The sequence below is a fragment of the Olleya sp. Hel_I_94 genome, assembly GCF_007827365.1.
Taxonomy (GTDB): Bacteria; Bacteroidota; Bacteroidia; order Flavobacteriales; family Flavobacteriaceae; genus Olleya.
In genome coordinates this window covers 2015485-2035389 of the sequence record NZ_VISI01000002.1, presented here as the reverse complement: position 1 = coordinate 2035389, position 19905 = coordinate 2015485, and the positions used below count along the sequence as shown (strand labels likewise).

15 protein-coding genes are annotated in these 19905 nt (G+C 32.6%); 10 read left to right on the top strand and 5 right to left on the bottom strand.

Features of this window, described 5'->3' with window-relative positions; translation table 11 throughout:
* Nucleotides 1–4 precede the first annotated feature (4 nt).
* Nucleotides 5–355: a hypothetical protein gene (locus JM82_RS12340; protein WP_145004366.1), complete on the top strand. Its 351-nt coding sequence runs from the start codon at nucleotides 5–7 to the stop codon at nucleotides 353–355.
* Here the strand turns inward: JM82_RS12340 and JM82_RS12335 are convergent.
* Complete coding sequence (locus JM82_RS12335) at nucleotides 352–1008, bottom strand: hypothetical protein (protein ID WP_145004363.1); 657 nt, start codon at nucleotides 1006–1008, stop codon at nucleotides 352–354. The genes JM82_RS12340 and JM82_RS12335 overlap by 4 nt on opposite strands.
* Before the next feature lie 103 nt (nucleotides 1009–1111).
* Between JM82_RS12335 and JM82_RS12330 the strand changes: the two genes are divergently transcribed.
* Nucleotides 1112–2440 carry an aspartate kinase gene (locus JM82_RS12330; protein ID WP_145004360.1) on the top strand — a complete coding sequence of 443 codons (1329 nt, stop codon included), beginning with the start codon at nucleotides 1112–1114 and terminating at the stop codon, nucleotides 2438–2440.
* A 55-nt stretch (nucleotides 2441–2495) separates the two neighbouring features.
* Here the strand turns inward: JM82_RS12330 and JM82_RS12325 are convergent, their stop codons facing one another.
* Both JM82_RS12325 and JM82_RS12320 read right to left on the bottom strand, forming a co-directional pair.
* On the bottom strand, nucleotides 2496–3146 hold the full coding sequence (locus tag JM82_RS12325; protein ID WP_145004357.1) for a peroxiredoxin-like family protein: 651 nt from the start codon (nucleotides 3144–3146) through the stop codon (nucleotides 2496–2498).
* Nucleotides 3147–3219: 73 nt separating this feature from the next.
* The gene (locus tag JM82_RS12320; protein WP_145004354.1) at nucleotides 3220–4515 is read right to left on the bottom strand and encodes an aminopeptidase P family protein; all 1296 of its coding nucleotides are present in this window, start codon (nucleotides 4513–4515) and stop codon (nucleotides 3220–3222) included.
* 218 nt (nucleotides 4516–4733) lie between these two features.
* Between JM82_RS12320 and JM82_RS12315 the strand changes: the two genes are divergently transcribed.
* The 8 genes from JM82_RS12315 (at nucleotide 4734) to JM82_RS12280 (ending at nucleotide 16285) form a co-directional block, all read left to right on the top strand.
* Complete coding sequence (locus JM82_RS12315) at nucleotides 4734–7544, top strand: WD40/YVTN/BNR-like repeat-containing protein (RefSeq protein WP_145004351.1); 2811 nt, start codon at nucleotides 4734–4736, stop codon at nucleotides 7542–7544.
* A gap of 55 nt (nucleotides 7545–7599) precedes the next feature.
* A complete protein-coding gene (locus JM82_RS12310) occupies nucleotides 7600–9294 on the top strand; it encodes an alpha/beta hydrolase-fold protein (RefSeq protein ID WP_145004348.1) in 1695 nt (564 codons plus the stop codon).
* A gap of 107 nt (nucleotides 9295–9401) precedes the next feature.
* Nucleotides 9402–10076, top strand: coding sequence for a succinate dehydrogenase cytochrome b subunit (locus JM82_RS12305; RefSeq protein WP_028282324.1), 675 nt, complete (start codon nucleotides 9402–9404; stop codon nucleotides 10074–10076).
* Nucleotides 10077–10091: 15 nt separating this feature from the next.
* Nucleotides 10092–12089: a fumarate reductase/succinate dehydrogenase flavoprotein subunit gene (locus JM82_RS12300; RefSeq protein WP_145004344.1), complete on the top strand. Its 1998-nt coding sequence runs from the start codon at nucleotides 10092–10094 to the stop codon at nucleotides 12087–12089.
* 9 nt (nucleotides 12090–12098) lie between these two features.
* Entirely contained in the window at nucleotides 12099–12845 is a 747-nt protein-coding gene (locus tag JM82_RS12295; protein WP_028282322.1) for a succinate dehydrogenase/fumarate reductase iron-sulfur subunit, read from the top strand.
* A gap of 97 nt (nucleotides 12846–12942) precedes the next feature.
* A complete protein-coding gene (locus JM82_RS12290) occupies nucleotides 12943–13911 on the top strand; it encodes a M28 family peptidase (RefSeq protein WP_145004340.1) in 969 nt (322 codons plus the stop codon).
* A gap of 5 nt (nucleotides 13912–13916) precedes the next feature.
* Nucleotides 13917–15686, top strand: coding sequence for a MutS-related protein (locus tag JM82_RS12285; RefSeq protein ID WP_145004337.1), 1770 nt, complete (start codon nucleotides 13917–13919; stop codon nucleotides 15684–15686).
* Between the two features lie 26 nt (nucleotides 15687–15712).
* On the top strand, nucleotides 15713–16285 hold the full coding sequence (locus JM82_RS12280) for a hypothetical protein (protein WP_145004333.1): 573 nt from the start codon (nucleotides 15713–15715) through the stop codon (nucleotides 16283–16285).
* A gap of 82 nt (nucleotides 16286–16367) precedes the next feature.
* Here JM82_RS12280 and JM82_RS12275 read toward each other — a convergent pair whose 3' ends face one another.
* A complete protein-coding gene (locus JM82_RS12275; RefSeq protein ID WP_145004330.1) occupies nucleotides 16368–18458 on the bottom strand; it encodes a S46 family peptidase in 2091 nt (696 codons plus the stop codon).
* 79 nt (nucleotides 18459–18537) lie between these two features.
* Nucleotides 18538–19434 (bottom strand): thioredoxin domain-containing protein, encoded by an 897-nt coding sequence (locus JM82_RS12270; RefSeq protein WP_145004327.1) that lies wholly within the window; start codon nucleotides 19432–19434, stop codon nucleotides 18538–18540.
* Between the last annotated feature and the right edge of the window lie 471 nt (nucleotides 19435–19905).

Here is a 19905-nt window from a genome sequence, read left to right as displayed (position 1 = left end):
TGTTATGAAAAAAGCAGTATTAACTTTAGTATTTTTAAGTGTATGTTTTATATCTTTTGCTCAAAGCCAGCCTAAAGTAGGTGATGTTTTAGAGGTAAAAGCTCCTAAGGGAGAGCACTACAATCATATTGATTTTCCAAGATTAAACATTTTAGTCAAACGTGGTAAGTTAGCAAGTTACAAGCCTGTTATAAATACTATCGTTTTGATTGATGATGTAGTTGCTAAAGAAAATAAAACCTACGTTGTTTTAAAAAAGAAAGATGGTACTAAGTTTTTTGGACTTCAAACTACTGTAGAAGCAGATTATCAAAAGGCTTTAGATTCTGGTGAGTTGACTAAGGTTAATCCTTAGTTTTTTAGGTTTTTAATAACTGAAAATGCTTTATCAACCACATGGTCTTCTACTAATACAGTAAACTCGTTTGTGGTCGAAACGACTTCGTAAATCGGAATGTTTTCCCAAGCTAAACGCTTAAATATTTGGTAATATAATCCAGATATTTTGGAGTTGTCTTTTGGTAAGCGCACGCTTATTGCGGATAGACCTTCTTGTAATCCAATTTGTATTTCATTAGAAAAACATTTAATGACTTTTTTGTTTTCCGAACTTGATATAATAATGTTACTTTCAAAGATACCTCGTGTAAACGCATAAAAAATATCTTTATTAGCTTCTACTTGATCTAATATTTTTGTGTGACTTTGTATTAATGTTTCTGAGTTTTGAAACGTAAAGTCACTTAAATTGGAACGTACTGTAATATCTCCTAAATTTTGTAAGGTGCTTTTTAATTTTAATGAATGTCTAAGCGTATTTGGTGTATTGTAACGTCGCAAAGCCATCATTATTGCTCCAGATTTTACTGGTTTACGCAACATGGCACTAATGGGAGCGTTCAACTCTTCTGCTAAAGCAGAATAATTAATAATACTTCTAGACAATGCTTCTTCCAAAAATGGTTGTGTAATTAAAATGTCCTCAACGCAAGACGCTATAGTTTTCATTCTGTTAATTATTTAACAATTTGTGTAAAAGTAGTACAATTTTTTCATTTTTATGGTCATAGTGTAGGCTCTAAGTAATTTAGCCTTATAAAATGTAAATACTATGTTGGTACTAAAATTTGGAGGAACATCTGTTGGGTCTATTGAAAATATGATTAATGTTAAAAACATTATTAACAATGGACAGCAAAAAGTAGTGGTCTTATCTGCAATGTCAGGCACTACAAATGCATTGGTAAAAGTTGCGGATTACATAAAAAATAATAAGCCAGAAGACGCATTAATAATTATAGATGCACTTAGAAACACATATAATTTAACCATTAAAACACTTATTACAACACCAGAATTATATAAAACGGTTTTTGTGTATGTTAATAATGTTTTTAATTCACTTGAGGTTTTGGTCAATAGATTGTATGACGATTTATTATACAATCAAATAGTGTCGCAAGGCGAGTTGTTGTCTACATTTATCTTTAGCCATTATTTGCAGCAAGAGAATATAAATGCTGTGTTATTGCCTGCTCTGGATTTTATGCGTATTGATAAAACAAATGAACCTGATAATTTTTACATACAACAAAATTTAAATCGTGTAATTAATGAGTCGCCAAAAGCAGAAATTTATATTACGCAAGGTTTTATTTGTCGTGATGTAAAAGGAAATGTTGCTAATTTACAACGAGGAGGAAGTGATTATACAGCGACAATAATTGGAGCTGTGTTAAAAGCAGAAGAAGTGCAAATTTGGACAGATATTGATGGTTTCCATAATAACGACCCACGATTTGTAGAGAATACAAAAGCTATTTCTAATTTGTCTTTTGATGAGTCTGCAGAGTTGGCTTATTTTGGAGCCAAAATATTACATCCTCAAACCGTTATGCCTGTGCGTGAATTGGATATACCAGTTAGGTTAAAAAACACCATGTTACCAGAAGCGCATGGTACATTAATAACAAATCTAGTACATGGAGAAGGGATTAAGGCAATTGCTGCAAAAGATGGTATTACAGCCATAAAGATAAAGTCTGCCAGAATGTTATTGGCACATGGTTTTTTAAAGAAAGTATTTGAGATTTTTGAGCGTTATGAAACGTCCATAGATATGATTACAACATCAGAAATTGCTGTGTCATTAACCATAGATGATACATCGCATCTAGAAGCTATTGTAGAAGAATTGGAACGATTTTCAGTAGTTGAGGTTGATAATTATATGAGTATTGTATGCTTAGTTGGTAATGCTATTATATTTCACCCAGACACGCCTAATTTGTTTCAAATTTTGCAAGACGTAAGCGTGCGTATGATATCTTATGGAGGAAGTAATAATAATATTTCCTTATTAATTAATACTAGTGATAAATTAGAAACATTAAAAAAACTACAGCGTTATGTTTTTGAAAACAGTAGCGTATTGGTGTAAAATAGAAAAGCGAACTTATTAAGTTAGCTTTTCTATTAAAAATTAAATGTATTTTTTACGATAGCTTTTTTAAAGCTTCAGTAATTTCTTCAGGTTCTGAGCGTGTTCTGTAATCTACATTTACATAGTTCCATTTAACTAAGCCGTCTTGACCTATTATAAAAGTTGCAGGAATAGGTAAAATACTATCGTTACCATTATTGATTTGTTTCAAATCAAGATTTCTGTCTACTCGCATGTGATCCATTAAAAAATCTGGTACTTTCCATGCTACACCATAACTTGAAGCTACTTTTGCATCCTGATCAGATAAAACAATAAAGTCCATATTGTTTATGTCGTTTTCAGTCAATGATCCATCAGGTACTTCAGGGCTTATAGCAACCAATGTCGCACCTAAAGCATGAATATCCTTTACTCTAGCTTGTAACGCTCTAAGTTGTAAATTACAATAAGGACACCAACTACCACGATAAAAAGTAACAACAACTGGACCTTGATTTAATAAATTTGATAAACTAGTTTGATCGCCTTTAGGATCTGGTAGATTAAATTCAGGAGCTTTTGTGTTTATCTTTAAAGCATCTTTGCCTTGTTCAAAAGCTTTTGCTTGTTTTATAATGTTATCAACACCTTTCATAAATTCAGGATTGTTTTTTCTTCCTGATTCAATTTTTGCGTCTGTTTGCTCTTTAAGTGTCTTCATCTTATGTTTAAATTGTGGTAATTATAAAATTTAAAAAGCGAGCTTTGAGGCTCGCTTTTCAATGTAAATTGTATTATGAATTATTCATTATATCTTCAATTTCCTCAATTTCAATTGGGATGTCTCTCATTAAATTAAATGGTTCTCCTGTTTTTTGGATAACCACATCATCTTCCAATCTAATACCAAAACCTTCTGCAGGAATGTAAATTCCAGGCTCAACAGTAAATACGTTGTTAGCTTGCATTGGCTCTGTTAAAATCCCGTAGTCATGCGTATCTAATCCCATGTGGTGTGATGTACCATGCATAAAATATTTTTTATAAGCAGGCCAATCTGGATTTTCGTTTTGTACGTCTGCTTTATCAAGTAGGCCTAAACCTAGTAGTTCACTAGTCATTAATTTACCAACTTCCACATGGTAGTCAGCCCAAATTGTACCAGGAACTAGCATTCTTGTAGCCTCATTTTTAACTCTCAAAACAGCATTGTAAACCGCTTTTTGTCTGTCATTGTATTTACCGGAAACAGGTATAGTACGAGTCATGTCACTAGCGTAATTGGCGTATTCTGCTCCAGCATCAATTAATATTAAATCTCCAGCTTTACACTCTTGATTGTTTTCTATATAATGTAACACGTTAGCGTTGTTTCCAGAACCTACAATTGGTGTGTATGAAAAACCTTTAGAACGATTATTTAAAAACTCATGCATAAACTCGGCTTCAATGTTGTATTCCATAACGCCAGGTTTAACAAAGTTTAAAACACGTCTAAAACCTTTATTTGTAATATCACAAGCAGTTTGGATTAAGTCTAATTCAATTTGATCTTTTACAGATCTTAAGCGTTGTAATATTGGATTGCTTTTAGCAACACTATGTGCAGGATATTTATCTTTTATCCATTTAGTAAAACGGTCTTCTCTTGTTTCGGTTTCTACATTAGCTCTGTAATGTTCATTGGTGTTTATGTAAACGGTTTCGGCTTGTGTCATCATTTCAAAAACAACTTTTTCTAAGTCTTGTAACCAATAAACGGTTTTAATTCCGCTTGTAGCTAATGCAGCCTCTTTAGTTAGTTTTTCACCTTCCCAAACAGCAATGTGTGCATTGGTTTCTTTTAAAAATAAAACCTCTCTGTTTTTAGGATTTGGACAATCCGGAAATAAAACTAAAATACTTTCTTCTTGGTCAACACCACTTAAGTAAAAAATATCGCGTTGTTGTTGGAATGGTAATGTGCTATCTGCACTAATTGGATAAATATCATTAGAGTTAAAAAAGGCAATACTTTTTGGCTTCATTTGAGAAGCAAAATTTTTACGGTTTTTTATAAATAATGACGAGTCGATTTTGTGATATTTCATAAGAAAAATTTAATTTTTAATTTCCACAGTAGTGAAAAAATGTATTCATAAAATTTAAGTTATAATTTTTTCCGTCAAGCGGAAATTATAACTAGCTGTAAAAATAAGAACTTTAAGATAGATAAGTAATAAATCCATCTTAAAATCTGTTTGCTTTAAGGTTTTTGCTTTGTTAATTTTACTTTTATCTGTATCTTCAAAACTTATAATAAACAACCATGATTTATAGACTTTTTTTATTTTTATTTGTCGTTACTTCTGTAAGTGCACAACAAACTACGTTGGCAGATAAAGCCCAATTACAATCAAACTCAATAGTTAAAAATGTAGCGTTTCAAAACATTGGACCAACCGTTATGAGTGGTCGTGTTGTAGATTTGGATGTAAACCCAGAAAACCCATCAGAGTTTTATGTTGGATATGCTTCTGGAGGTGTTTGGCAAACCATAAATAATGGGACAACTTTTGAGCCTATTTTAGATAATTCTCAAACCCAAAATGTAGGTGATATTGCTGTACATTGGCCAACCAGAACTATTTGGGTTGGTACAGGAGAGAATAACGCGTCTAGATCGTCTTATGCAGGAGTTGGTATGTTAAAGTCTACGGATAATGGTCAAACTTGGCAACATGTTGGATTGCCCAATTCTCAACATATTGGACGTATATTGATTAATCCTAATAATGTTAATGAAGTTACTGTAGGTGTCACAGGTGCTTTATATTCTAAATCTGAAGATAGAGGTGTTTATAAAACCACAGATGGTGGCCTTAATTGGACTAAAACATTATACGTGGATGATGTCAGCGGAATTATTGATATGCAACATGTACCTGGAGATTATAACACCATGTTTGCTACTGCATGGACAAAAGATAGAAAGGCTTGGAATTTTGATGGAAGCGGAAACAACTCGGCAATTTATAAAAGTATAGATGCTGGAGATACTTGGGATAAAATATCTACAAAAAACAGTGGTTTTCCAGTAGGTAATGGTGTTGGACGTATTGGATTGGCTATTTACGATAATGATATTATTTACGCAATACATGATAGTCAATTTAGACGACCGTCAAGCGGAAATAACGCAGTGAGACGAGGTTTACAAAAAGATGATTTTAAAACAATGAGCACGTCTGAATTTTTAAATTTAGACGATAAAAAACTGAATGGGTTTTTAAAAATGAATGGTTTTCAGGAAAAATACAGAGCAGAAAACGTGAAGCAAATGGTACGCAGCGGAAACGTAAAGCCAATTGATTTAGCGCATTATTTAGAAGATGCAAATTCAATGCTATTTGAAACACCAGTAATTGGAGCTGAAGTTTATAAAAGTACAGATGGTGGACAAACGTGGTCTAAAACACACAACGATTATTTAGACGATTTATATTATAGTTATGGGTATTATTTTGGACATGTATATGTGTCTCCTGCAAATCAAAATGACATTTACGTTTATGGAGTGCCAATTTTAAAATCTAAAGATGGAGGTAAAACGTTTACGTCTATAAGTGCAGAAAATGTGCATGCAGACCACCATGCGCTTTGGATTAATCCTAAAAACCCACATCATTTAATTAATGGTAATGATGGAGGTGTTAATATTACTTTTGACGATGGTGCTAATTGGATAAAAAATAATTCGCCGTCTGTAGGACAGTTTTACGCTATAAATGTAGATAATCAAAAACCATATCGTGTTTATGGTGGCTTACAAGACAATGGTGTTTGGGTTGGTGCAAATAATGCACCTGAAGATAAAAGTTGGCATCAAAATGGAGAATATCCATGGAAAAGTATAATGGGTGGAGATGGAATGCAAATCCAGATTGATAATCGTAATCCAGATATTGTGTATACAGGTTACCAATTTGGTAATTATTACAGACTAAACCGTGCGTCTGGCGAGCAGACTTATATCCAGCCAAAACATGAGCTTGGCGAAAAACCGTATCGTTTTAATTGGCAAACACCAATTTATTTGTCGAATCACAATCAAGATATTTTGTACTTAGGTGGTAACAAATTAATGCGATCTTTAGATCAAGGTAATACCTGGAAGGCTATTAGTGATGACTTAACACAAGGTGGAAAATCAGGGAATGTGGCTTACGGTACCTTAACTACGATTATTGAGTCTCCTTTTGAATTTGGTTTATTATACGTTGGAAGTGATGATGGATTAATTCATGTGTCAAAAAATCAAGGAGCAACTTGGAGTAATGTTTCAGGTAATTTGCCTAATAATTTATGGGTAACACGCGTAGTGGCATCAATGCATAAAAAGGAACGCGTTTACGCAACATTAAATGGTTACCGATTTGACGATTTTTCTACCTATGTTTACATGAGTGACGATTATGGTCAAACTTGGAAGTCTATAAGCACTAATATTCCAACAGCTCCAGTAAATGTAATTGTAGAAGATCCCGTTAAGGAAAATATACTGTACTTAGGAACCGATAATGGAGCATATGTTAGTTTTAATAATGGAGACCAATGGGAAGCGTTTTCTAAAAATTTACCAGCTGTAGCTGTGCATGATATAAAAACGCAAAAAGAAAGTAATGATTTGTTATTAGGTACGCATGGTCGTGGTATCTATAAAACTAATCTTTCTGCGTTACAAAAGTATGATTCTAGTATGGCTTTAAGTAGTAAAATGACCATTTTTGATCTAGAGTCTATTCGATATTATTCTCGTTGGGGAAATTCATGGAGCAAATGGATGCAACCCTATGAACCTAGTACGACTATCCAATTGTATAGTGCTATTTCTGGTAAGAAGGAGGTTGAAATCCTTACAGAAAGCGGTAAGCAAATTCAATCATTTTACGTGAATTTAGATAAAGGATTTAATTTTATTGATTACGATTTAACGATTCATGAAAAAGGTAGAAAACTAATCTTAAAAGAAAACACTGCAATCGACATTAATAAAGCTAAAAATGACAAATATTATATTGTAAAAGGAAATTATATAATTAAAATTGATGGTGTCGAAAAAGCTTTTGAAGTCGAATAATACCAAAACTGTAACATTTTTTTAAATGAAGTCTCTTTTATAGTAAATCGTCCATATGAAACAGGCAGCATTAATTGTAGTAATCATTTGTTTAAGTTTAAGTAGTTGCAAAAAAAGCATTGCAATAAAAAAAGAGTCCTACAGTGTTTTAATTGATAAGGCAATGCAATTGTCTAAGGACGAAGATTCTTTAAAATTAAAGGAAGCACTTGTTACTTATCAAAATGCGTTTAATAAATTTCCAAATAGTATAGATGATTATTCTAAGTACAATGTAAGTGTAATTGCTAGTCGTTTAAAAATGAATGATGTTGCTTTTAAGTACTTGCAACCATTGGCAGAATTAATAGAGGATGACGAAGGTTATCCAGGTTGGGATTATATTTTAGGAGACTATGCAACAGAGGACTATTCAAATTTATTTAATGATAAACGATGGTCTAGTTTAAAGCAAGCTGCAATATTAAATCAAACACAGTTTTTTGATAATTTGGCATCAGATGAAGCTGAGTTTTTTAGCACTAAAAAAGGCGCTTCAATTGATAGTTTAAGTGCAGAGCGACTTTATAATTACATTAAAAGTCAAAACAATTTTTTGCCTAAAAAAAAGCAAGATTATTCTATTTCATTTCAAATAAATGATACGTCTAGTACGTCGTATTTTGTGCATCTACCCAAAACGTATAATCCAAACAATCAATATCCAATGTTGGTTTTTTTACATGGAGCAATACGCTACACCACATTATCGGATTATGAGACAAAAAGTAATTTAAAATACGCTAATACAAAATATACCAAGCGTGCAGACGCTAATGATGTTGTTTTAGTGTTTCCAAAAGCTGATAAAAATTTTAATTGGATGATTGGAGACGAAGGCTTTTTTATGGTTCCAGAAATTATTAAGCAAATAAAGTCAGCAATTAATATTGATGATGATAAAGTATTTGTCTCTGGTCACTCTAATGGAGCAACTGGCTCGTTTTCATACTTAATGAAGCGGCCAACACAATTTGCTGGTTTTTATGGTTTTAATACACATCCAAAAGTCTATACTGGCGGAACGTTTATAGAAAATGTAAAAGCTAGAAGTTTTATTAATTTTTCTACAGATCAAGATTACTATTATCCGCCAAATGCAAATGATAGCTTAAATAGCATTATGTCTAAAATTAAGGCGGATTATAAAGATTACAGATATAATGGCTTTCCGCATTGGTTTCCTGATTTTAATGAGGCAGAACCTGCTTATGATATATTGTTTGAAGATCTTATTAAGCGAAAAAGAAATTCTTTTTCAAAAACATTGCAATGGGAGTTTGACGACAATGCACATGGCACTATTGATTGGTTAAATACTATTAAATTAGATACTATTAAAACGACTAAAGTGTCGCAAAAACCAACTAATTTTAAAATTACAAAATGGCTAAAATTAGATGATAATGATAATGCTATAGTGATTGATGTTAATCAAAATGCATTTGATTTTCCTAGACAGTCCGCAAAGATTTCTGCTAAATTTACTGATAATGTATTTGATATAAATACAGAAAAGGTTGGTTCGTTCAATATTTATATTTCACCAGAAATGGTAGATTTATCTAAACCAATAAAAGTAATAGTAAACAATGTTTTAGTTTTTGAAAAAATCATAGATTATGATGACGCATTTATGCTTGACCAGTGGAATGCCAACATGGACAGATCCCAACTATGGGTTAATAATATAAATATTACCTTACATTAAAGCTTTGTTACTTAAACCCATTCTAAATAGTACAAAAAAGTTTTAAAATTTGTTAGTATATCGCTTGTGGCTTATCTTTGTATAACAAATAATTAACTTCAATTATAATGAGCGGAATTTTAAATTCTTCAATAGGGAGAAAGTTTGCTATGGCACTTTCAGCACTCTTTCTAATGATTTTTATTTTACAACATTTTGCAATTAATATTCTTTCTGTATTTAGTCCAGATGCTTTTAATGAAGCGTCTCACTTTATGGGAACGTTTTGGGCAGTACAATATTTACTGCAGCCAGTATTAATTCTTGGTGTAATATTCCATTTTGTAATGGGATTTGTTTTAGAAATCAGAAACAACAAAGCAAGAGCAATTAGCTATGCTAAAAACAATGGAGCTGCAAATTCTTCTTGGATGAGCAGAAACATGATTTGGAGTGGAGGTTTTATACTTGTATTCTTAATTATCCACTTCATCGATTTCTGGATTCCAGAAATTAACACCAAATATATTGTTGGTGACATGTCTGGTACACTACCAAGTGGCGAGTTTAGATACCACGAAGAGTTAGTACACAAGTTTAAAGATTTATGGCGTGTAGCGCTATACTGTGTAGGGTTTGTATTTTTATCATTACACCTTTTACACGGTTTTAATTCTGCTTTCCAGTCAATCGGAGCAAATAACAAATACACAAAGGGATTAAAAGGATTTAGTAAAATTTATGCAATTGGTGTGCCAGTAGGTTTCATCTTCATTGCTGTTTACCACTTTTTAAACCACTAAAAAATAAGAGATATTATGGCTTTAGATTCAAAAATACCTCAAGGTCCAATTGCAGACAAATGGACTAACTATAAAAATCATATCGACTTAGTAAATCCAGCAAACAAGCGTAACATAGATGTTATTGTTGTTGGTACAGGATTAGCTGGTGGATCTGCTGCTGCTACTTTAGCAGAACTAGGATATAACGTAAAAGCATTTTGCTTTCAGGATTCTCCTAGACGTGCACATTCAATTGCAGCACAAGGAGGAATTAATGCAGCAAAAAATTACCAAGGTGATGGTGACTCAACTTATAGATTGTTTTACGATACTGTAAAAGGTGGAGATTACCGTTCTAGAGAAGCTAACGTGTATCGTTTAGCAGAGGTTTCAGCAAATATTATCGACCAATGTGTTGCTCAAGGGGTTCCTTTTGCACGTGAGTATGGTGGATTATTAGATAACCGTTCGTTTGGTGGTGTATTAGTCTCACGTACTTTTTACGCAGCTGGACAAACAGGTCAACAATTATTATTAGGAGCGTATTCTGCTATGAACCGTCAGATTGGTCGTGGTAAAATCAAAATGTACAACCGTCATGAAATGTTAGACGTTGTTAAGGTTGATGGTAGAGCTCGTGGAATTATAACACGTAACTTAATTACTGGAGAAATTGAAAGACATTCAGCACACGCTGTGGTTCTTGGAACAGGTGGTTATGGTAATGTTTTCTTCTTATCTACTAACGCGATGGGAAGTAATGTAACAGCAGCATGGAAAGCACACAAACGTGGGGCTTACTTTGCAAACCCTTGTTACACACAAATTCACCCAACATGTATCCCGGTTTCTGGAGATCATCAGTCTAAACTAACGTTAATGTCTGAGTCTTTACGTAATGATGGACGTATTTGGGTGCCAAAACACATGAAAGATGTTGAGGCTATTAAAGCAGGTACATTAAAGCCTGTACAATTAGCTGAAGAAGATAGAGATTACTATCTAGAGCGTCGTTATCCTGCATTCGGAAACTTAGTGCCTCGTGATGTTGCCTCTCGTGCAGCAAAAGAGCGTTGTGATGCTGGTTTTGGTGTAAATGCAACTGGTGAAGCTGTATTCTTAGATTTTGCTTCGGCAATTCAACGTTACGGTAAAGAAGCTGCTCACGTTAAAGGTTTAGACGAAAATGATGCTGCGCTTGTTAAAAAATTAGGACAAGAAGTAATCAAAAATAAATACGGAAACTTATTCCAAATGTATGAGAAGATCGTAGATCAAGATCCATACAATACACCAATGATGATTTATCCAGCAGTACACTATACAATGGGTGGTGTTTGGGTTGATTATAACTTAATGACAACTGTTCCTGGATTATATGCAATTGGAGAAGCAAACTTCTCTGATCATGGTGCTAACCGTTTAGGTGCATCTGCGTTAATGCAAGGTCTTGCAGATGGATATTTTGTATTACCTTATACTATTGGAGATTATTTATCGGATGATATTAGAACAGGTCCAATATCTACAGATACTAAAGAGTTTGCTGAAGCTGAAGCTGAAGTAAGAAAAAACATTGACCATTTAATAAACAATAATGGTACACACTCTGTTGATTATTTCCATAAGCGTTTAGGTAAAATCATGTGGAATAAATGTGGAATGGCAAGAAACGCAGAAGATTTAAAATCTGCAATTACTGAAATTTCTGAACTTAGAGCAGAATTCTGGAAAGACGTTCGTGTGCCAGGAACACAAAATGAGTTTAACGAAGAGCTTGCTAAAGCAGGTCGTGTAGCAGATTTCTTAGAATTAGGAGAGCTATTTGCAAAAGATGCTTTACAACGTGAAGAGTCTGCAGGTGGTCACTTTAGAGAAGAGTACCAAACAGCAGAAGGTGAAGCGATGCGTCGTAAAGAGTTTCAATACGTATCAGCTTGGGAATACAAAGGAGAACCAAAAGATGCTATACTTCATAAAGAAGAATTAGCATACGAGAATATTGAAGTAAAAGAAAGAAGTTATAAATAAAGAAAAGCTATGAATTTAACGTTAAAAATTTGGCGTCAAGCAAACGCTAACGATAAGGGGAAAATGGTTGATTACCCAATCAGCAATATATCTCCAGATATGTCTTTTCTAGAAATGTTAGACGTTTTAAATAACGAGTTAATAGAAAAAGGAGAGGCTCCTGTATCTTTTGATCACGATTGTCGTGAAGGGATTTGCGGTTCATGCTCATTATATATTAATGGTGAAGCACATGGTCCTGACCGTTTAATCACAACGTGTCAGTTACATATGCGTACGTTTAAAGATGGTGAGACTATTACTATTGAACCATGGAGAGCTAGTGCTTTTCCTGTAATTAAAGATTTAGTAGTAGACAGAACAGCATTTGACCGTATACAACATGCAGGTGGATTTATTTCGGTAAACACATCTGGAAACACGATCGATGCTAACGCGATACCAGTTAACAAACAAGATGCAGATGACGCTTTTTCAGCAGCAACTTGTATTGGTTGTGGTGCCTGTGTAGCGTCTTGTAAAAACTCTTCTGCAATGTTATTTGTTGGTGCTAAAGTATCACAATTTGCATTATTACCTCAAGGTAAAGTTGAGGCTACAGAGCGTGTTTTAAACATGGTTAAACAAATGGATGAAGAAGGTTTTGGTAACTGTACTAACACTGGAGCATGTGAGGTAGAATGTCCTAAAGGAATTTCTTTAGAGAATATTGCACGTATGAATCGTGAGTACTTATCTGCTGCCTTAAAAGGATAATATTTTCTGCGAAAGCACAAATAATAATACACAAAAGCCCAAGCCAAATGCTTGGGTTTTTTTATTAGATTTACCTCTTAGAATTAACTATAGATTTATGAAAAAAATAAATATATTATACATAGCAATTATTGGTTTAACAATAGTAGGATGCAAAACACAAAACACGTCTAAACAAAACGAAGACGCTGTAAACACCTCTGAAACTGTTACAAGTACTGCGTCAGATATCGATTATTATTTTGACACCAACGCCTTAATTGAAAATATTAAAACGTTAGCATCAGATGTATATGAAGGTAGACGCACAGGTACAAAAGGTGCAGCTTTAGCCAAGGATTACATCATTCAAAAATTTGAAAAACTAGGTGTAGACCCTTTAGGAAGTAATTTCCAACAGCCTTTTACTTTTGAAGCAGGTAAAACATACAATGCTACAAATATTTTAGGAGTTATTAAAGGTTCCACACATACATCAAAGTATATTGTATTATCTGCACATTACGATCATGAAGGTGTAAAAAATGGTCAAATATATAATGGAGCAGATGATGATGCATCCGGAATTAGTGCGTTGTTCGCTTTCGCGGAATATTTTGCCAAATACCCACCAAAACACAATGTTATTTTAGCAGCTTTTGATGCTGAGGAGTTAGGTTTAAAAGGTGCTTACCACTTTGTTAACGACAATGTTATTCAGCAAAAAAATATTGTTTTAAATTTAAACATGGATATGATTAGCAGAAGTGATAACAATCAACTATTTGCTGTGGGATCAAGATATTATCCTCAATTAAAGCCAGTTTTAGAAAACTTTAGTGATATTGGTAAAGTAGATCTTTTAATTGGTCACGAAGGTTTAGGAGATGGAGATAATTGGACTTATTCTAGTGATCACGCAGCGTTTCATAAAGCTAAAATCCCGTTTATTTATTTTGGTGTTGCAGATCATAAAGACTACCATAAACCGTCAGACGATTTTGAAAATATTGATCAACAATTTTTTAAGGATGCAGTACAAACAATAATAACCGTATTTACCGCATTTGACAGTTTAGAATTTTAAAAAAAATGGCAAACCATTTGGAGTATTATAAAAGCAATATAGATAACTATACTAAGGATGTATCAAAGCTTTACAAGCAACTTACAACATTAAGTATAGCAAGACTTTTAGTGTTTATAGCAACAGGAGTTAGTGTTTACTTTGCTTTTGGAAACTGGCAAATTTTGATTGGGATTGTTGTTATAGGTGTTATTGGTTTTATTTATTTGTTAAATAAGTACACCGATTTAAAACATACATACGAACTAAAAAAAGTTCTAGTCACTATTAATACTGAAGAATTACAGTTTGCAAAAGGTGATTTTTTTGATAAAAGTGAAGGTTTACAATTTCAGGATGCTAATCATAATTATGCTTTAGATATTGATTTATTTGGTAGAGGAAGCTTTTTTCAATTTATAAATAGAACAACCAATAGTGAAGGGTCTAAAACTTTAGCAAATTGCTTAAAAGCAAATAATACAGACGCTATTGTATCAAGGCAGGATGCTATTAAGGACTTAGCTAATAAGTCTGATTGGAGACAAGTATTTCAGGCTAATGCTAGCTTAATTAAAGTTGATACTAAAGCTAGTACTATTTTAAGTTTTTTAAAAACGCATAAGTCGTTTATACCAAAATATTTTAAGGTGGTTCCGTTAATTATTAGCGCACTTTCACTAATAATAATCGGTTTAGCTGTAGCACAAATTATTCCTGCTGCAATAATAGGATATTGGTTATTTGTTGGCTTATTTATTACTGGTCGCTATGTTAAAAAAACAAACGTCTTATCCGCAAATACGGATAGGATGCGAGACACGTTTAGACAATATGCATCACTATTAAGTGCTATTGAAAACGAATCGTTTACCTCTAATTTATTATTAGCAAAACAAGCTAAAATTAAATTAGAAGACAAAAAAGCATCCCAAATATTACATGAATTGTCTAAAGCAATGGACGCTTTGGATAATAGAAACAACTTGATTTCGGCAATTTTTGGTAATGGTTATTTTTTAACAGATTTAAAAAACGCCTATCGTATTGAACAATGGTTGGAAAATTACAAAGACAAAGTTGAAGATTGGTTTGAGGTTGTTGCGTTTTTTGATGCTTATAACAGTTTAGGAAACTATGCTTTTAATCATCAACAGTACATCTATCCTCAAATTGTGGAAAAACAAAGTGACACAAAAGTAACGCAACTAGGACATCCTTTATTAAAAACAGAAAAAAGAGTTGATAATGATTTTGAAATAAAAAATCAGCAGTTTTTTATTATTACAGGCGCAAATATGGCAGGTAAAAGTACATTTTTACGTACAGTATCTTTACATATTGTTATGGCTAATGTTGGTTTACCGGTTTGTGCAGCATCATCAGTTTACAGTCCTGTTAAGTTAATTACAAGTATGCGTACAAGCGATAGTTTAACAGATGATAGTAGTTACTTTTTTTCAGAATTAACACGTTTAAAGTATATTGTAGATGCTATTAAGCAGGATAATTACTTTATAATTTTAGACGAAATCCTTAAAGGAACAAATAGCACAGATAAAGCTATTGGGTCACGTAAATTTGTCGAAAAACTAGTAGCAAGTCATGCAACTGGCATTATTGCTACGCATGATTTAAGCTTATGCGAAATAGAAAAGCATTTAAAAGAAGTAAAAAACTACTACTTTGATGCGCAAATTATTAATGACGAATTGTATTTTGATTACACCTTTAAAAAAGGAATTTGTCAAAATATGAATGCTAGTTTTCTGCTTAAAAAAATGGAGATTGTTTAAAGCTTAATTTGTAAAATAAAGAAACTATGAAAATCAAATACTTACTTTATTTTGGAATATTAGTAATGCTAGGATGTGGTTCAAGCAATACAGTTACAAAAACATCTAAGCGCACAACCTATTATAAATGTTTAGATACTATTGAAGCTAAAGCTAAAATGAAATTCTACAGTATGACTATTCCTGATAGTTGGTGTACTTTTATAGGGTCTCATGATGTTGTATTCCATGTTCCTAATAACTTAAAAGACTTGAGAGAAAATGAATTTAAAAACGGGATATATGTTATGTCTCCAAATTCAGAGTCATTTAAAAGTAAAAACATTGAAGAGGCATTAGAGCGTCATTTTTTAAGTGTTAAAAATGCTTCGTTTTTAACGCCAAAGGTTAGGTCACAAGTGCATCCAATTTATGGAAAATATTATATTGTTACATCAAAAAGTATTACAGATGGTTTCAAAGTAATTAGATTATCAACTTTATTTAATCATAACAATAAAGATTATTTAATCTATTATTCAGTTCTTGAAAAAGATGTTGATAGTTATATTGAAGACGCTATGTCAATTATTGAGACCTTTAAAATCATAGAGCAATAAACCATTAAGGATTTTACAAGCATAAAAAAAGCCTGTCAATGTATACGTTACACGACAGGCTTTTTTATAATTATTTAGCACACTATTTTTTCTTAGGATGTACTAATTTCATTTCGTCAATTAAATGTGTTGCTCCAGCATATTTGTCTACTATAAAAAGGACGTAGCGTAAGTCAACCATAATGTTTCGGCAGATTTCAGGATCATAATTCATATCACTCATTGTACCTTCCCAAACACGATCAAAGTTAAGACCTACTAGGTTTCCGTAAGCATCAATTGCTGGACTACCAGAGTTTCCTCCTGTAGTGTGGTTAGTTCCTAAAAAGCAAACTGGTACTTTTCCGTTACTATCTGCATATTGACCGTAATCTTTGTTTTTATGTAGCTCTAATAATTTTTCTGGTACATCAAACTCGTAATCACCTGGTACATATTTTTCTACAACACCATCTAGGTAACTTACTGGATTATAATACACAGCATCTCTTGGAGAATATCCTCTAACCTGACCATAAGTAACACGTAAAGTACTATTGGCATCCGGAAAGTAGCGTGCATTTGGTAAAGCTTCCATTAAAGCTGTCATGTACTTAGTTTGTAAAGCGGTTATAGGTTGGTTTTTTTCTTGGTAGGCTTTGTCAATAGTATTGTAAAACTCAGTAATCATTGGTTTTGCGTATTGATAAGCAGCATCTTTATTCAATTTTTTTAACACCTCTTTAGCGCTACCTTCTAATAGCTTTAAAGCTTGGTTTAAATTAGTAAAGGCTGTTTTATCATAAATTGAAGCATCAACATTTTTATTGTAAAAAGGCATTACATTTTTAAAGACACCTTTGTCTACATCTGCATCATAATTTTTATGAATACCTTGTAAAGTACCAATAAGACGCGCTTTTGCTTTTTCAAAATTCTCTGGGTCAGCTTTTATAGCTTCTTCCATTTGATAAACTCTAAAGGTCATTTGCATTAACTCGTTGGTAACCAAAAAGACTTCAACAAAATTTCTGCGTTTAATATTAATTGGACCAAAATCTTTGTAAAGGTTATCAAACTCAGGAAGGATGTTTCCATATTTATCTTCTAGATTTTTTTCTTTTAAAGCTTTAGTAAAAGTAGCTTCAAAAGCACGTCTTTTTGCAACAGCATCACTTTTTTGGATTCCTAAATTTTCTCCAATCCATTTTTTCCATGCGTTTGCAATACGTGCTTGTTTAGATGCGTATTTAATACGTACAGCATCGCTTTCTTTCATTTTAGCGTCAATGACTTTTAAAGCAGCTTCACGAATAGCAATATTTGTAGGGTTAAATTCTTCTGTAATGTGTTGTATTGCTACAGCAGGAAGATACTCGCTAGTTGTACCAGGAAAACCAAATACCATTGTAAAGTCACCTTCTTCAACGCCATCTAAAGAGACAGGTAAAAAATGCTTTGGCTTATATGGTTTGTTGTCTTTACTGTATTTTGCAGGTCTGTTGTTAGCGTCTGCATAAATCCTAAACATTGAAAAATCTCCTGTATGTCTAGGAAAAACCCAATTGTCTGTATCGCTTCCAAATTTACCAATGCTTGTTGGAGGAGCACCAACTAATCTGATGTCTTCAAAACGCTCTGTAACAAACAGGAAGTATTGGTTTCCTTCGTAAAATGATTTTACTTTAGTGTCTTGCCAAGCTTCTTTAGTAACCGTTTTTTGGTAAGTATTACTATTTCTATCTATTAATGATTGTTTTTCTTTTTCAGTCATACTGTCTGTAATTCCAGCCAGAACTTGTGATGTAACATCTTCAATTCTAACAATAAACTCGATGTATAAACCTTCATTTGGCAATTCTTCGTCCAAAGACATTGCCCAAAAACCATCTTTTAAATAATCGTTTTCCAAAGACGAATGTGATTGTATTTGACCAAAACCACAGTGATGGTTGGTTAAAATTAAACCTTTGTCGCTAATAACTTCGCTGGTACAACCACCATTAAAATGTCCTATGGCATCTTTTAAGCTAGAGTTGTTTACGTCGTAAATATCTTTAGCAGTAAGTTTACTACCAAGATTGGTCATTTCGGTCTCATTCATACCTTCTAATAACGAAGGAATCCACATACCACCTTGTTGTGCGGACACTTGGATGGTAATAAACAGTAAAAGGAATTTTAAAAATTTCATGTTTTTTTGATTTTATATGCCATCAAAGATAAAAAACCAACAAATAATAAATTGTTAAAATAGATTTAATAGTCAGCATTTATTGCTTGTTTGCTTGATTGATTTTTTGAATCATTTCCAAAGCATTTTTATCCTCTGGCTGCAACGCTAATACTTTGTTGTAATTAATTAAGGCTTCAGTATAATTATTAGTAATAAAAAAAGCTTCGCCTAAACTATCATACACGTTTGGTTTATACGGAAAAATTAAAGTATTTAATTTAAAAGTATATAACGCTTTATCAAATGCTTTTGCACGCAAATACACGTAGCCTAAAGTATTTAACTCACGACTACCTTTAACAAACTCTGATAGTTGAGCGACTAATTTTGTTTGCTCTGTATTTAGTTGCTCTATTGTTTTAGTAGATAGTAAATATTGGATATAATCTGCAGCAATGTAATTAAAACTATAAGATTGGTTAGTTACAATTTTTTCAATATCACGTTCTAGGGTTTCAATTGGATGCTCTACAATGCGGTTAATTTCTTTACCATCTTTATAAAAAATAAAAGTAGGCACACGATGGATGTCATATCCTTTTTCTTCTCCATTTGGTCCTTGTTTGTAGTGCTCTTTTTGATTGTCTAAAGCGACAACTTCTAGATTATCTAGATTATAATTTGCTGTTTCTAATACTTTATAGAAACGCGGAACTTCTTTTTTGCTATCACCACACCACGTACCTAAAAATACTTTGATAGTATAATCTTTTAACGATTCAGAGAAAGTTTCTACCAATTTATCATTAACAATATAATGGTCATGATTTGTATCAAACCACGCTTTGTAAGTGTCTTTTTGGAGTCCTTCTTTGTTAATTACACCTAATAATTTGGGTTTTCCGTCAGGATCAATAACCTCTTGGTTTAGGGTTTGTGCATATGCAGTTGCATAACTAATAATAAAAATAAAAAGAGTAACTAATGATTTCATAATCTATTGGTTTTTTGATTTACTCAAACCTATTTATTATATTTTTTAATAAATAAAAATGTTAACCAACTACGTACTTAAGATTGCAAACAGCAATTATTTATGCAGTTTGCATTGCTTTTATTGGCTTTTGTACTTTGTTTTTTGATGGTTTTAGGTTTTTAGATTACTTTCAAACTTGTTATGACAGATTTAAAAAAACACACGTCACAAATTTTAGTGCACCTCTTGGGATGGATGCTATTTATATTTGTATCGCTATATATATTTTCCAGATATTATTGGGCCGAAAACCCTTTTTTGCAGTATTTATCTATACTTGCAGTAATTGTTTATATTAATCATTTTATACTCTTGCCATTTTTTGTAAAACGAAAATGGTATATTTTTTATGGGTTGTTATTTATGACAATTTCATTTTTAGCCACTCAAGTCTATTGCAATGTTTTTGCACAGTGTGGTTGCTCCATA

Excerpts from the sequence above, each read along its gene's own strand:
- JM82_RS12325 (WP_145004357.1), bottom strand. The coding sequence starts at position 3,146 with ATGAAGACACTTAAAGAGCAAACAGACGCAAAAATTGAATCAGGAAGA.
- JM82_RS12335 (WP_145004363.1), bottom strand. The coding sequence starts at position 1,008 with ATGAAAACTATAGCGTCTTGCGTTGAGGACATTTTAATTACACAACCA.
- JM82_RS12330 (WP_145004360.1), top strand. The coding sequence starts at position 1,112 with ATGTTGGTACTAAAATTTGGAGGAACATCTGTTGGGTCTATTGAAAAT.
- JM82_RS12310 (WP_145004348.1), top strand. The coding sequence starts at position 7,600 with ATGAAACAGGCAGCATTAATTGTAGTAATCATTTGTTTAAGTTTAAGT.
- JM82_RS12280 (WP_145004333.1), top strand. The coding sequence starts at position 15,713 with ATGAAAATCAAATACTTACTTTATTTTGGAATATTAGTAATGCTAGGA.
- JM82_RS12315 (WP_145004351.1), top strand. The coding sequence starts at position 4,734 with ATGATTTATAGACTTTTTTTATTTTTATTTGTCGTTACTTCTGTAAGT.
- JM82_RS12270 (WP_145004327.1), bottom strand. The coding sequence starts at position 19,434 with ATGAAATCATTAGTTACTCTTTTTATTTTTATTATTAGTTATGCAACT.
- JM82_RS12320 (WP_145004354.1), bottom strand. The coding sequence starts at position 4,515 with ATGAAATATCACAAAATCGACTCGTCATTATTTATAAAAAACCGTAAA.
- JM82_RS12340 (WP_145004366.1), top strand. The coding sequence starts at position 5 with ATGAAAAAAGCAGTATTAACTTTAGTATTTTTAAGTGTATGTTTTATA.
- JM82_RS12305 (WP_028282324.1), top strand. The coding sequence starts at position 9,402 with ATGAGCGGAATTTTAAATTCTTCAATAGGGAGAAAGTTTGCTATGGCA.
- JM82_RS12285 (WP_145004337.1), top strand. The coding sequence starts at position 13,917 with ATGGCAAACCATTTGGAGTATTATAAAAGCAATATAGATAACTATACT.
- JM82_RS12290 (WP_145004340.1), top strand. The coding sequence starts at position 12,943 with ATGAAAAAAATAAATATATTATACATAGCAATTATTGGTTTAACAATA.
- JM82_RS12275 (WP_145004330.1), bottom strand. The coding sequence starts at position 18,458 with ATGAAATTTTTAAAATTCCTTTTACTGTTTATTACCATCCAAGTGTCC.
- JM82_RS12295 (WP_028282322.1), top strand. The coding sequence starts at position 12,099 with ATGAATTTAACGTTAAAAATTTGGCGTCAAGCAAACGCTAACGATAAG.
- JM82_RS12300 (WP_145004344.1), top strand. The coding sequence starts at position 10,092 with ATGGCTTTAGATTCAAAAATACCTCAAGGTCCAATTGCAGACAAATGG.